Below are 13,216 nucleotides of genomic sequence, written 5' to 3' on the forward strand. Positions count from 1 at the left end.
GGGATTAAATTCCTTTATTGTTAGGATTTTGGTGAATATCCCGGGTGGGATCACACTTCCCGCCGCCTTGCGATCAGACGTTAGCAGCAGGGGGATAAGGCCAAAGGTAAGAGGAGCAACGATGGGCGAACGCTGGCGGGGGTACGACCCGCCCTGCCAGCGTCCAAGCGAGAGATCAGAAGGTGGATTTGCGACTTTTCTTGCTCAGGGCATCATCCCGGCTGATCAGGCCCTGATTGAGCAGCTGATCCAGGGATTGATCCAGGGTCTGCATACCATGAGCCATACCGGTCTGAATGGCGGAATACATCTGCGCGACCTTGTCCTCGCGGATCAGGTTACGGATCGCCGGTGTGCCCAGCATGATCTCATGGGCCGCAACCCGCCCCCCCCCAATACGCTTGATCAGTGCCTGGGAGATCACCGCCTGCAGCGACTCCGACAGCATGGTGCGCACCATGGACTTCTCGGCGGCAGGAAACACATCCACGATTCGATCTATGGTCTTGGCCGCCGACGTGGTGTGCAGGGTACCAAATACCAGATGGCCGGTTTCCGCCGCCGTCAGGGCCAGGCGTATGGTTTCCAGATCCCGCATCTCGCCCACCAGGATCACATCGGGATCTTCCCGCAAGGCGCTGCGCAGCGCCGAGGAAAAACTCAGGGTATCCCGATGCACCTCCCGCTGGTTGATCAGGCAGCGTTTGTTCTCATGCACAAACTCGATGGGATCTTCGATGGTGAGGATATGGTCATGACGGGTGTTGTTGATGTGGTCCACCATGGCGGCCAGGGTGGTACTCTTGCCTGAGCCGGTCGGCCCGGTCACCAGCACCAGGCCCCGTGGGTATTCCGAGATCTGCCGAAAGATCTCCGGCGCACCCAACTCCTCCAGGCTCATGACCGTGCTGGGGACGGTACGAAAGACCGCGCCTGCCCCCCGGCTCTGAGTGAAGACATTCACCCGGAAGCGCGCCAGGCCCGGCATCTCGAACGAGAAATCAAGCTCCAGCCGCTCTTCGAACTCCTTGCGCTGCTTATCGTTCATGATGTCGTAGATCAGCCCATGCACCGTTTTATGGTCCATCGCCGGCAGATCGATCTTGCGAATGTCCCCATCCACCCGGATCTGTGGCGGAACACCGGCAGAAAGGTGCAGATCGGAGGCGTTGTGCTTTACACTAAAGGCAAGTAATTCCGTAATTTCCATATCAGTGATCTGTCCATAAACTATCTATGACCACCATAGCAGAGCGAGTAAACCAAGCCCAACAACGGATCGCACACGCCTGTGCGCAGGCCGGGCGCCCGACCGACAGCGTACAGTTGCTGGCCGTCAGCAAGACCAAACCCGTAGCGATGATCCGCCAGGCCCATGCCGCCGGTCTGAATGAGTTCGGCGAAAACTACCTGCAGGAGGCCGTGGAGAAGATCGAGCAATTGCAGGATCTTCCACTCATCTGGCACTTTATCGGCCCGCTGCAATCCAATAAAACCCGGCCGGTGGCCGAACGATTCCATTGGGTTCACAGCGTCGACCGTTTAAAGGTAGCTCAACGCCTGAGCAGCCAGCGTCCGGCCCAGATGCCACCACTCAATGTCTGCTTGCAGATCAACATCAGTGGCGAGCAGAGCAAGTCCGGTGTAACGCCTGAGGCACTGCCGGAGCTGGCCGCCGCCGTGGCCGCCCTGCCCGGCCTGACCCTGCGCGGCCTGATGGCCATTCCCGCGGCCAATGATGATCCTCAAGCCCAGCAGAGTGCCTTTGCCCAAATGCAGGCCCTGTATCGGCAACTGAAGGAGCAATTCCCAGACGTGGACACCCTGTCGATGGGCATGAGTGGCGATCTGGAAAGCGCCATCGCCCAGGGCAGCACCCAGGTTCGGATCGGCACCGCCCTGTTTGGTGTCCGTCAGCCCAAACCCCAATCACAAGCATGAAGGATCGACCGTGAGCAAGATCACCCAAGAGCGCCGTATCGCCTTTATCGGTGCCGGTAACATGGCCCGCAGCATCATCAGTGGCCTGGTTCACAATGGCTATCCCAGCGATGCCATCCTGGCCGCCAACCCCAGTCAGCCCAAGCTTGATGCCCTCAAGCAGGAGTTTGCCATCCACACGGGCAACGACAACCTCGCCGCCTGTGACTGGGCGGAAGTGATTGTCCTGGGCGTCAAACCCCAGTTGATGTCCGAGGTGTGCGCTCCCATATCCACCTTAAACCTGAAAGGTAAGCTGGTGATCTCCATCGCCGCCGGGGTAACCTGTGACAGCCTGGCCGGTTATTTGGGAAGCGACCCGACCATAGTTCGCACCATGCCCAACACCCCGTCGTTACTGGGCCAGGGCATGACCGGCCTGTATGCTCCCGAGGGCACCGCTCAAACCGATCGGGACTTTGCGGGAACTCTAATGCAGGCCGTCGGTGAGATCCTCTGGCTGGATCGGGAGTCCGGGATCGATCAGGTGATCGCCTGCGCCGGCTCGAGTCCAGCCTATTTCTTCCTGATGATGGAAGCGATGCAGGAGGCCGCCGTGGCCATGGGGATGAGTGCGGACGATGCCCGCCAGTTGATCCAGCAAGCCGCCATCGGCTCTGCGGCCATGGTCAAAGCCAATCCGGACCTGTCCCTGGCGCAGCTGCGCGCCCAGGTGACTTCCAAGGGGGGCACCACCGCCGAGGCGATCGAAACCTTTGAACAACAAGGCCTGCGCAACAGCGTAGCCGATGCCATGAATGCCGCGGTGCGCCGTGCGCAGGAGATGGCCAAACAATTTTGATGCGGACCCAGTTCGTTTTTACACGGAAACAGACGAGATACTTATGACCGAAGCCCTTACTTTCCTTGGCACTACCCTGCTCAAGCTGTACCTGATGGTGGTACTGCTGCGTCTCTGGTTGCAGTTCGCCCGGGCAGACTTCTACAACCCCTTCAGCCAGTTTATCGTCAAGGCCACGCACCCCATCCTGGCCCCCATGCGCCGGGCCATTCCCGCCATGGGCCGATTCGACAGTGCCACCCTGTTGCTGGCCCTGCTCATCGGGATCGCCATCTGGGTACTAAAGCTGCTGTTCTCCAATAACCCGCTTGATCCCCTGATGTTGCTGATCCTCGGTGCCGTCACCGTGCTCAAAGAAGCGGGGTTGCTGCTGTTCTGGATGCTGCTGATCCGCGCCATTCTCAGTTGGGTCTCCCAAGGGCACAATCCGGTTGAAGCTGTGCTGCAGCAACTGACCGAGCCACTGCTGAGCCCAATCCGCCGCATCCTGCCTCCCATGGGTGGCCTGGACTTCTCCATGCTGGTGGTGCTGATCGGGATGAACTTCCTCAACATCCTGCTGCACAACTACCTGCCCTTCTGGGGCGTGGTGTGAGTCAGCCGGTAATGCAGCAGGACGACGTCCTGCTGCTTAACCTCTACATCCAGCCCAAGGCCAGCCGAGACCAGCTGGTGGGGCGGCATGGCGACGAACTCAAGGTGGCGATCACCGCGCCACCGGTGGACGGCAAAGCGAACAGCCACCTGATCAAATTTCTGTCCAAACAGTTTCGCGTCGCCAAGGGCCAGATCCAGATCGTCAAAGGCGAACTGGGCCGGCACAAACAACTACGGATAGACCAGCCCAAGGTGATCCCCGAAGTGATCGCCGATCTGCTATAAAACCTCACTCGCCAGCTTTTCGACATATTATTTGAAGACAAACGGGCGATCACAGGGTCTATAGTTTTGATCCGGGCGACTGAAAAGAGGAATTCCCATGCTTCGTGCCCTAATGACCCTGATCCTGTCAGGCCTGCTGATGATCGCCCCTGCCCTGGCAGAGCAGAAGATGCAGGTCGGCAAGTACGCCATCCACTATGTCTCCTTCGGCAGCACCTTCCTGACGCCGCAGATCGCCAAGAACTACGACATTACCCGCAGCCGCTTTACCGGCCTGGTCAATGTGTCCGTGATCGACACCAGCCTGAGCAGCGACAAGACCCACGCCGTTGCGGTAACCATCTCCGGCACCGCCAAGAACTTGCTCGGCAGTACAAAGTCGCTGGACTTCAAAGAGATAAGAGAAGGCGACGCGATCTACTACATCGCCGAGCTCAAGCACGCCAACGAAGAGTCTTTCATCTTCGATATTGAACTGACCAATGGCAGCGATCTGCATACCAAGCTGAAGTTCGAGCAAAAGTTCTTTGTCGATTGAGTCGGCTTTCTAAAGCCGGAGTGATTGGTATAAAATCTGCGCCTCGATTTTACGGGGCGCTCGAGGTGCTCCGATCCCCAAGGAGAGCCCATGTCCCAACGCATCGTCCTGGCCACCGGCAACGCCGGCAAGGTCAAAGAGTTCGCCCAGCTGCTGGCCGACTATCCGCTGACCATACTGCCCCAGTCCGATTTTAATGTCGGCAGCGTCGCGGAAGACGGCACCACCTTCATCGAAAATGCCATCATCAAGGCGCGCCATGCTGCCCGTGCCACCGGCCTTCCGGCCATCGCCGACGACTCCGGCATCGAAGTCGATGCGCTGCAAGGACGCCCCGGGATCCACTCCGCCCGCTACGCCGGTGACCACGCCAGCGCCGAACAGAACTGGCAGAAACTGCTGGTCGAGATGGACGGTAAATCCCAGCGCAGTGCCCGCTTCCAGTGTGTTCTGGTGTACCTGCGTCATGGCGAAGATCCTTCGCCGGTGATCGCCCAGGCGAGCTGGGAGGGATCTATCACCGAGGCGCCCCGTGGAGAGCAGGGTCATGGTTACGACCCCGTGTTCCAGGTGTCCGGCGACAGCCGCAACGCCGCCGAGCTCTCCAGCGACGAAAAAAACGCCGCCAGCCATCGTGGCAAGGCCATGGCTCTGCTGCTTGATGGCCTCAAGGCCAAAGGGATCCTGTAAGTGAGCAAACTGCCGCCGCTGTCGCTCTATATCCACATCCCCTGGTGTGAGCAAAAATGTCCCTACTGTGACTTCAACTCCCACGCCCGCAAGGGGGTGATCCCGGAAGCCGAATACATTGATGCCCTACTGGCGGATCTGGAACAAGATCTGCCTCTGGCGGCAGGCCGCACCCTCAGCAGCATTTTTATCGGCGGTGGCACCCCTTCGCTGATCTCCCCACAAGGCATTAAAACCCTGCTCCAGGGGGTTCACCAACGTCTGCCGCTGCAGCCAGGGTGTGAAGTGACCATGGAGGCCAACCCTGGCACCCTTGAAGCGGATCGTTTTCGCCCCTATCGCGAAGCTGGCGTCAATCGCCTGTCCGTGGGGGTTCAAAGCTTCCAGCAGGACAAGCTCCAACTGCTGGGCCGCATCCACGGCGCCGACGAAGCCCGGCGTGCCGCTACCGAGGCGCGCAAGGCAGGATTTGAACGCTTCAACCTGGATCTGATGCACACCCTGCCGGGCCAGAGTGTCGAGGATGCCCTGTACGATCTCAACCAGGCGATCGCACTCAATCCGCCCCACCTGTCCTGGTACCAGCTCACCATCGAGCCCAACACCCAGTTTGCCTCCAAGCCCCCAACCCTGCCCGACGAGGATACCCAGTGGGCGATCTTCGAGCAGGGCAAGGCGCTGCTCGAGGCCGCCGGCTATCGCCAGTACGAGATCTCCGCCTGGGCCAAACCCGGATTCCAATGCGAGCACAACCTCAACTACTGGCGCTTTGGTGACTACCTGGGGATAGGCTGCGGGGCCCATGGCAAGGTGCTCCGTGACGATGGCAGCCTGCTGCGTACCGTCAAGGTCCGCCACCCCAAAGGCTATCTTGAACCCGGTCGCAATCCCATGGACAGTCAGACGCTAGTCCCCAAGGAAGACCAGGCGCTGGAGTATTACATGAACCGGTTGCGTCTGATGGAGCCTATGCCCCTGAGCGAACTGACCGAGCGTACCCAGCTATCGGCCGCTGACGTCGAGGCCCCCCTGGCCTGGGCAAGACAGCGTGGCCTGATCCGGCAGGATGAACAACAGATGCAACTCACCGAGCTGGGGCATCGCTACCTCAACGAACTGTTGGGCCAGTTCCTGCCCGATGACTGATCCTTCCTCGTTCCAAGGTGCGAGTACCGACGCTCGGTACTCGCTGCTGCCCCACTCAGGACGCTTCCATCCGCTCTAGAGCAATCACTTTAGACCGAGTATCCTAGATTTTTTAAAAGATCATTTCCCATGCCATTGAGGCAAAGGACCGAGGAAACGCCATGTACCCCCTGATCCGCCTGCTCACCTGCTCTATGCGCGCCCTGCGCTGTGAGCCTCTGGACATTCATGACACCTGTCTAACCCAGTTCCGCTGCCGCCCTTGGGATCTCGACCTGTTTATGGAGATGAACAATGGCCGGATCCTGACCCTGTATGATCTGGGTCGGTTCGATTTCGCCATTCGCTCGGGTCTGGCCAAAATACTGAAACAAAACCGCTGGGGGTTGGTCGTTGCGGGCAGCACCATTCAATACCGAAAACGCGTGAAGCTGTTCGATGCCGTGACCATCCGTACCCGGCTCGCCGGGTTTGATCAACGCTGGATCTACATCAAGCAATCCATGTGGGTAGCAGGCCAACCCACCTCTTCCGTCCTGCTGCGCACCGGCGTGACGCACAAAGGCAGCACAATTTCTCCCGAGCAAGTGCTGAAGGCGATGGGAATTGAAGGATGGACTGCAGAGCCGACCGACTGGCCCAAAGCCTGGATAGAAAGTGAAACCCTTCGTCCCTGGCCGCCAGGCGTTGACACCAGCCTATCACCGGCTCCGTCGAACAGACGCTCAGAGAAATGAAGTCACCAAATACCCACCCTTGGTAATGGATAGTGGCTCGCAATAAAGGGGGTGGGATCATGTTTAGGGAGGCCCGATCACAGCGAAACTGCAACCGGGCCTTTGCAGGGCGGCCAGTGATGACAACAACTAACCAGTGGAGAGGATAAAACAAGGAAGGGATTTAAAACGCGAGCCGGTTAACAATTACAACAACACCTCGTTACATCCCTGGGCTGGAGGCACTATCACAGGAGCCAATGAGGGTGTCTATCTCGCCGACAGCAACGCATTCCAGCCTCGGCTCAGGAAGCGAAACCCTAGCACACTGACTTAACCTTTCATTTTTTTACCAAGCCTGGGATAGGACCCGGCCCCGCCCTGTGTCAACCTTTAGCCATTACCAAATTTTCACATTTGGCTCCCATCACAAGCGAGATCTCTAACCTGTGGGCACAAGGCGGCATTGCAGCCAGGCCTCGCGAGGACACCGCCAAGATGTCATGCCAAGGCAAGATCGACAAGGAAAGTACGACCATGAAGTTTCCCCGGCTCTTAGGTACCACAGCAGCCATGCTCAGCATCGGCTTTGGCTCGGCGCTGGCAGTAGAGCGTCCCAATATCATCGTCATCATGGCCGACGACCTCGGGATCGGCGATCTCAGCTATAACCCGGACGGTGAACAAGATTTCAAAACCCCCAACATCGACCGGATCGCCGAGCAGGGCGTCTCCTTCAGCGACGGCTATGCCATGAACATGGTCTGCGGTCCATCCCGTGCCGGCTTTGTCACCGGGCGCTACCAACAGCGCTTTGGTTACCACGACAACACAGGCCCCCGGGTTCGCAAGCTCGGGGTGAAACAGGGTCTGCCACTGGAGCTCGATACCATAGGCGACTATCTGAGTGAGGCGGGTTACAAAACCGGTCTGATCGGCAAATGGCACGATGGTGACGAGCAGGAATTCTGGCCCTATAACCGAGGCTTCCAGGAGTTTTACGGCTTCAATAACGGTGCCGCCAACTACTTTGTCGGTCCGGAAAACCAGCGACAGAAGAACCCTTGGCAAGGGGTTTTCCGGGAAGACGGCAAGCGCGTCCCCAACTTCCCAGAGTACATGACCGACGCCTTTGGCAAGGAATCCGTGGCCTTTATCGATCGCCACAAGGAGGATCCCTTCTTCCTGTTCCTGGCCTATAACGCCCCTCACGGGCCGATGCAGGCGACCGAAGAAGACCTCGCCAAGTTTGAGCACATCGACGATAAGATGCGTCGAACCAATGTTGCCATGGTCCATAACATGGATAACAACATCGGCCTGCTGATGGACAAGCTGGAAGCCGAAGACCTGCTGGATAATACCCTGATCTTCTTCACCAGTGACAACGGCGGAATGGGTTATCCGCAATCAAGTAACAAGCCCCTTAAAGGCAGCAAGGGGGGCACCCTGGAAGGGGGGATCCGCGTCCCCTACCTGGTGATGTGGAAAGGGGTCGTGATGGAAGGGGTCGAACTGGGCGAACCCGTCAATGGCGTCGATATCACCGCCACCCTGCTAAACGCCGCCATCGGCGAGATCAAACCTGAGTGGGAGCTGGACGGAGTCGACCTGCTGCCCTACGCCAAGGGCAAGACCGATGCCCTCCCGGAGCGCTACCTTTACTGGGACAACATCACCAACTCCGCCGTTCGCAACCGGGAATGGAAGTTCGTCGATACCTCGGTAAAGCAAAAGGATGGCTTCGCCCGCAACGGCCGCCACCAGGCACTCTACAAGATCTCCGAGGACCCGGGAGAAACCACCGACGTCAGCCGCCAATACCCGGAGATGGCGGAAACCCTGCGTAAAGAGCTGGAACGCTGGCGCGGTGAAAACGAATCCCCGCTGTTTGGCTGGGGCACCCATATTGGCCCCAAAGTTGGCTACCGGGGGAAACACATGCCCGGTGAAGAGAACAAGAAAAAGAATAAAAAGAAGAACCGCGATAAGGATCGCTTCAAGTAAACCCACCAATTAGCCCACACCTAGTGTGGGCTGAATCTGCTGACAAAGGCCTGGCTTTCGAGCTAGGCCTTTTAGCTTATGGAAGAGATCAATAAGCGCTCAACATTGGCGTTCAAATCAATCCCTGGATGATGCTCCGGGCCCAAGCCTCACGCTGTCCGCCCCATATTGCGATACTTGGACCGACGCTTCCGACTGGCTTCCTGCCAACGCTCATGGAGCGCCAGCACCTGCTGCTGGATCGGTTTCATCGCCGGCTCTAGAGTTGCCTGAGCATAATGGCGCGATACGCTGAGCAGCAGCAACTCGAACTGGGATAAGTCCTCACCTTCGATCCCTTTGAGTACCGCTCCCTGAAATGCCACCGACAAAAGCAGCATCAAACGCGCATCGGTCAGCTCCCCTTCCAGTAACTCCGGGGCCTGGCTGCCGATCAACGACGCCAACAACTCGCAGAATTGATCCAAAGTGGTGGCCCCGGCAAACAATCGCGGGAGCCGAGGATCCTGCTTCAACTGGAGTGCCAGGCGTTCGCCGTGTCGGGCCGCCTGCCATCGTTGCGCGACTTCTCGACGTACCGTCATCCTTCCCCCTAACGATACAGGGGAAGGATCTGGGGTGAGGCGTCCAACTCGATGCACCAATGCTCCAGGAACTGAGCCAGCAACTGGGCAAAACCGGCATAGAATCCCGTCTTCGCATGTTCACGAACGGCATCCGTAAATCGGTGACTCCAAGGCAACAGATGCTCCTGCAACAGGATTTGAGCCCCTTCATGGTCGTCCTGTTCGAGCAGCGCAGACAAAGCCGCCAGGATCAATCCAATGTGGTCCAGCGGCTCCCGATATGACAGCTCGAATTTAAGGCCTAAGCCCCGGCAAAACCGCTCGAACGCGACACAACTGTCGCCGAACATCAGGTTTTCCTTGTCGGTATACACCGAGCCCCATGGGTAGGCCTGCATGGGCCCCGGGCCGATAAAGAGCCGATAGTAATCACGCTCCAACGCCTCGATGCTGTCCTGCTCGAGGCTTGTCTGGATCAACTCCATGCTCTCCTGGGACGGTCCACCAAAGTCGGGCCAGCAAGCCAACAGTTCAGACTGGATCAATTCATAAAGAAAAGGCGGGGTGGGTTTGGCGTAAAACACATTATGAAAAACGCCACAGGCACTGGCGGCGTATAGGTGCTGATTGTTCAAGCAAGGTTCCCTTTAAATCGATTGGATCGGCAGCGTAACACTCAGGTAGAGGCAGCCATAAAGCCCTATTGTCGAGAGACAAAGGAACACGACTGCCGTACCGTGTATTACGGCAGTCGTAGCTGGCCTCTAAGGGCAATCAAACCTCATCCCAGTTCTCGATTTTCCCTGCCGTACTACCGACGGGTTGAGTAATCTTGCTTTTACCGATCAGCAGGTTGGGGCTGGTGATCCCAGGACTGGCCAAGGGCGCAATGTCCCCGACACCGGCACCCGGGTATTTGGCTTGCAGCTCCTCCATAGGACCGAAATCCAGTGCCCGGTGAGGACAGCCGGAGACACACAAGGGTTGCTCGCCCTTTTCAACCCGATCGCTACAACCATCGCACTTGACCATCACCCTGCGAATGGGATCGATCTGAGGGGCATCGTAGGGGCAGGCACGGCTGCAGCTCTCACAGCCGATGCACACCGGCTGATCGATCACCACCAGGCCAGTGCTGCGCTTTTTGTAGCAGGCCCCAGTGGGACAGGCTTTGACACAGACAGGGTTGCTGCAGTGGTTACAGGAGATGGAGGTGTAGTAACCAAAGGTGTTGCAGCTCACCGTGCCATCACCATTGTCAGAAAAGCCGCCTCCGACATACTCGTAAACACGACGAGGGATCACCCCCGCTTCCGCATCGAAACGATCCTTACAGATGATGTGGCAGGTTTTACAGCCATTGCATCTGCTGGCGTCAAAATAGAAGCCGTATTGAACATTTTGCATGGTTAATTCCTACCTTACGCTTTGTAGATTTTTACTCGATTGGTGTGTTGAGGATTGGCCTTAACATAAGGGCTACAGAAATCCTGGCTGGTCAGAGAGTTAATACAACCACCGACATCAATGCCGTTTTCCGGCTTAAACCAGGCTCCCTGGGAGAGGGAAACGACCCCCGGCATGATGCGATGGGTAACGCGCGCCCGCACCTTCACCTTGCCGCGAAGGGATTCGACAATGACCCAGTCGCCATCGACAAAATCGGTCACATCATTGGGGTGCAACCATACGGCGTCATGCACCGCCTCCCGCAGCCACTGGACACTGTGATAGGAGGAGTGGGTACGCCCCTTGGTATGGTGGCCGATCAGCTGCAGCGGCATATCCGCCAGCTCGGGACTGTCATCCTCAAAGCCTTCAGGGTGCTTCACATACTTGGGTACAGCATTGATGTAGTTATCCTGATCAAGCCAGTAGGCGGGCACTTCCCAGGTTTGAGCCATCTTCGCCAGTCGATGGGAGTAGATGTCGATTTTTCCCGAGGCGGTATTGAGCACACCGCCGTTCTGTACATAGTCGTACATGCCGCAGTTGGTGTTGGCAGCACCCTCCGACAGGTCATTGGCAACATGCTTTTTGACCACGCCGATCTTCTGAAACTCCGCCAGTGATTCGGGGAACAGTTCGGGATCTCTGGGACGCACATTGTCGTAGTAGTGATCTTCCAGCATCTGTCCGTAGCTCTTACCACCGGTGAACTCCTGCCCAACGCCCATGATCTCGGCCAACTCGGCGCACACCTCCCAGTTGTTCCGGCACTCCCCCATCGGCTCAATGGCCGCCGTCATGGCGGTGATATAGGTTTGAGACCCCGCAGAGTAACTCTGGTTGGCGAAGTCGTCCGTCTCCAACCAGGTGGTATCAGGCAGCAGATAGTCGGCGTAGCGGGCGGAGGGGGTCATGTGGTTTTCACTCACCACAATCAACTCACATTTGCTGGTGTCTTTCAGGAGCTTATCCGTGCCAAAACAGTCGGAGTGCTGGTTAATCATGGTATTACCGGCGTAGTTGATGATCGCCTTGATGTTTTGCCCCAGCTTACCGTCACCGTTTTGATCCAGTTCACCGGCCGGCAACCGGATCCCATCCTTGAACACCGTCATGTTCTCACCATCTTCCACCGCCTTGGTCCAGAGGAAAACCGGAATAACGGCAGATTCGGCGTTCTTCCCCGTTGCCAGACCAGGGGTTGAGACCGGCGGGCGGGAGTTGGGCATGTGGCCCCCGGTATTGGTCCCGCGCTTACCGACCGCCCCCAGCAATAGGGCCAGGGTGCTGACCGAGCGGCAATTGTCCTCGCCGTTGACATGACGCTGGATCCCGTAGCCAGAGGCGATATAGGGGGCCTCGGCGCTCGCCAGCTGATCGGCAATATGACGGATCTTGTCGGCAGGAATGCCACAGATGGCGGCGGCCCACTCCGGAGTACGCTCAGTACCATCCTTGAGGCCCATGATGTGGCCGTAGTAGCTCTCTTCACGGGAAACCGCGGGCAGGGTTTGGCCCGGATTGTGCGGATCGGCCCTCTCCGGCTCGGCATCGAAGCCGTAGCACTTGTCGGCCAGGAAGGCCGCATCAGTCTGGGCTGTGGTGATCAAGTGATGCGCCATCCCCTCGCACAGCGCCGCATCGGTTCCCGGTCGGCAGGGGTAATACTCATCCTCACGACCGGACATGGAATCACTGTAGCGGCAATCGATCATGATCACCTTCTTGCCTTTCCTCAGGGCATCAAACTCATAGCCCTCGCCGCTGCCTCCGTGGCGACACTCCATGGGGTTGTAACCAAAGAACACGATCAGATCACTGTGTGTCATCTCATAGACCGAGGAACGCGCATTGCTGCCGAAAACGTAGGGCATGATCCCGGCCACTTGCGCCGAGCTGTAGGTGCCGTAGCGCTCCAGATACCCCCCCTTGAGATTAAGCAGGCGTTTCCAGGCTGCGCTGCCACTGAGATCGTAGTAAGCCCCTGACTGGTATTGTACATACACGGCCCGACTGCCATAGGTATCGTAAATCCCGTTGAGCTGACTGCCGATCTCCCGGAGTGCCTGGTCCCAGCTGATCCGCTCGAACTGACCCGAGCCGCGCTCGCCAACCCGCTTCATCGGGTAGAGCACGCGGTCCTTGTTATAAACCCGGCGTTTGTTGGAACGGCCTCGAGCACAGGGCCGGACATGACGATCACTGAAGGTGTCTTCGCCATAGGTTTCATTCTCGATACGGACGATCCGCCCTTCGGAGGTGATCACCTTCAACGGACAGTTGGAACCACAGTTTGCCAGGCAGGCACTCCAGTTCACCTGCTCTTCGGCAGGCAGTTCGGGAATGACATTTTCCGGCTTGTTGCCACCACAAGCGGTGACACAGGAGACCGCTCCAGCGGTCGCACTCAGTTTTAAAAAATCACGACGTTGCATCAGGT

The 13,216-nt window shown here is 57.9% G+C and carries 14 protein-coding genes; 9 read left to right on the forward strand and 5 right to left on the reverse strand.

The genetic code is table 11. From position 1 onward, the window contains the following. Window positions 1-175: 175 nt before the first annotated feature. On the reverse strand, window positions 176-1,210 hold the full coding sequence (locus tag AC2D8U_RS01620; protein ID WP_484617288.1) for a type IV pilus twitching motility protein PilT: 1,035 nt from the start codon (window positions 1,208-1,210) through the stop codon (window positions 176-178). A gap of 26 nt (window positions 1,211-1,236) precedes the next feature. Between AC2D8U_RS01620 and AC2D8U_RS01625 the strand changes: the two genes are divergently transcribed. From AC2D8U_RS01625 to AC2D8U_RS01665, 9 genes are all read left to right on the forward strand, one after another. Beyond that, entirely contained in the window at window positions 1,237-1,941 is a 705-nt protein-coding gene (locus AC2D8U_RS01625; protein ID WP_484617289.1) for a YggS family pyridoxal phosphate-dependent enzyme, read from the forward strand. Window positions 1,942-1,960: 19 nt separating this feature from the next. After that, window positions 1,961-2,782, forward strand: coding sequence for a pyrroline-5-carboxylate reductase (proC, locus tag AC2D8U_RS01630; protein WP_484617698.1), 822 nt, complete (start codon window positions 1,961-1,963; stop codon window positions 2,780-2,782). Between the two features lie 43 nt (window positions 2,783-2,825). Then, window positions 2,826-3,377 carry a YggT family protein gene (locus AC2D8U_RS01635; protein ID WP_484617290.1) on the forward strand — a complete coding sequence of 184 codons (552 nt, stop codon included), beginning with the start codon at window positions 2,826-2,828 and terminating at the stop codon, window positions 3,375-3,377. Then, a complete protein-coding gene (yggU, locus tag AC2D8U_RS01640; protein ID WP_484617291.1) occupies window positions 3,374-3,664 on the forward strand; it encodes a DUF167 family protein YggU in 291 nt (96 codons plus the stop codon). Before AC2D8U_RS01635 ends, yggU begins: the two co-directional genes overlap by 4 nt. Before the next feature lie 97 nt (window positions 3,665-3,761). Then, window positions 3,762-4,202, forward strand: coding sequence for a DUF4426 domain-containing protein (locus tag AC2D8U_RS01645; RefSeq protein ID WP_484617292.1), 441 nt, complete (start codon window positions 3,762-3,764; stop codon window positions 4,200-4,202). 90 nt (window positions 4,203-4,292) lie between these two features. Further along, complete coding sequence (gene rdgB, locus AC2D8U_RS01650; RefSeq protein ID WP_484617293.1) at window positions 4,293-4,892, forward strand: RdgB/HAM1 family non-canonical purine NTP pyrophosphatase; 600 nt, start codon at window positions 4,293-4,295, stop codon at window positions 4,890-4,892. Further along, on the forward strand, window positions 4,893-6,038 hold the full coding sequence (hemW, locus tag AC2D8U_RS01655; protein WP_484617294.1) for a radical SAM family heme chaperone HemW: 1,146 nt from the start codon (window positions 4,893-4,895) through the stop codon (window positions 6,036-6,038). It begins immediately after the preceding gene. A gap of 161 nt (window positions 6,039-6,199) precedes the next feature. Then, a complete protein-coding gene (locus AC2D8U_RS01660; protein ID WP_484617295.1) occupies window positions 6,200-6,775 on the forward strand; it encodes an acyl-CoA thioesterase in 576 nt (191 codons plus the stop codon). Between the two features lie 516 nt (window positions 6,776-7,291). Next, on the forward strand, window positions 7,292-8,761 hold the full coding sequence (locus AC2D8U_RS01665; RefSeq protein WP_484617296.1) for a sulfatase-like hydrolase/transferase: 1,470 nt from the start codon (window positions 7,292-7,294) through the stop codon (window positions 8,759-8,761). A gap of 149 nt (window positions 8,762-8,910) precedes the next feature. Here the strand turns inward: AC2D8U_RS01665 and AC2D8U_RS01670 are convergent, their stop codons facing one another. The 4 genes from AC2D8U_RS01670 to AC2D8U_RS01685 all read right to left on the reverse strand — a co-directional run bounded on the left by AC2D8U_RS01670 (window position 8,911) and on the right by AC2D8U_RS01685 (window position 13,211). After that, complete coding sequence (locus AC2D8U_RS01670) at window positions 8,911-9,345, reverse strand: hypothetical protein (protein WP_484617297.1); 435 nt, start codon at window positions 9,343-9,345, stop codon at window positions 8,911-8,913. An 8-nt stretch (window positions 9,346-9,353) separates the two neighbouring features. Further along, window positions 9,354-9,962, reverse strand: coding sequence for a TorD/DmsD family molecular chaperone (locus AC2D8U_RS01675; RefSeq protein WP_484617298.1), 609 nt, complete (start codon window positions 9,960-9,962; stop codon window positions 9,354-9,356). A gap of 139 nt (window positions 9,963-10,101) precedes the next feature. Beyond that, entirely contained in the window at window positions 10,102-10,734 is a 633-nt protein-coding gene (locus AC2D8U_RS01680; protein WP_484617299.1) for a DMSO/selenate family reductase complex B subunit, read from the reverse strand. Between the two features lie 14 nt (window positions 10,735-10,748). Then, window positions 10,749-13,211, reverse strand: coding sequence for a DMSO/selenate family reductase complex A subunit (locus AC2D8U_RS01685; RefSeq protein WP_484617300.1), 2,463 nt, complete (start codon window positions 13,209-13,211; stop codon window positions 10,749-10,751). Window positions 13,212-13,216: the final 5 nt, after the last annotated feature.

The sequence above is a fragment of the Ferrimonas sp. YIN67 genome, assembly GCF_057219095.1.

Excerpts from the sequence above, each read along its gene's own strand:
- AC2D8U_RS01620 (WP_484617288.1), bottom strand. The coding sequence starts at position 1,210 with ATGGAAATTACGGAATTACTTGCCTTTAGTGTAAAGCACAACGCCTCC.
- AC2D8U_RS01625 (WP_484617289.1), top strand. The coding sequence starts at position 1,237 with ATGACCACCATAGCAGAGCGAGTAAACCAAGCCCAACAACGGATCGCA.
- AC2D8U_RS01635 (WP_484617290.1), top strand. The coding sequence starts at position 2,826 with ATGACCGAAGCCCTTACTTTCCTTGGCACTACCCTGCTCAAGCTGTAC.
- AC2D8U_RS01645 (WP_484617292.1), top strand. The coding sequence starts at position 3,762 with ATGCTTCGTGCCCTAATGACCCTGATCCTGTCAGGCCTGCTGATGATC.
- rdgB (WP_484617293.1), top strand. The coding sequence starts at position 4,293 with ATGTCCCAACGCATCGTCCTGGCCACCGGCAACGCCGGCAAGGTCAAA.
- AC2D8U_RS01660 (WP_484617295.1), top strand. The coding sequence starts at position 6,200 with ATGTACCCCCTGATCCGCCTGCTCACCTGCTCTATGCGCGCCCTGCGC.
- AC2D8U_RS01665 (WP_484617296.1), top strand. The coding sequence starts at position 7,292 with ATGAAGTTTCCCCGGCTCTTAGGTACCACAGCAGCCATGCTCAGCATC.
- AC2D8U_RS01670 (WP_484617297.1), bottom strand. The coding sequence starts at position 9,345 with ATGACGGTACGTCGAGAAGTCGCGCAACGATGGCAGGCGGCCCGACAC.
- AC2D8U_RS01680 (WP_484617299.1), bottom strand. The coding sequence starts at position 10,734 with ATGCAAAATGTTCAATACGGCTTCTATTTTGACGCCAGCAGATGCAAT.
- AC2D8U_RS01685 (WP_484617300.1), bottom strand. The coding sequence starts at position 13,211 with ATGCAACGTCGTGATTTTTTAAAACTGAGTGCGACCGCTGGAGCGGTC.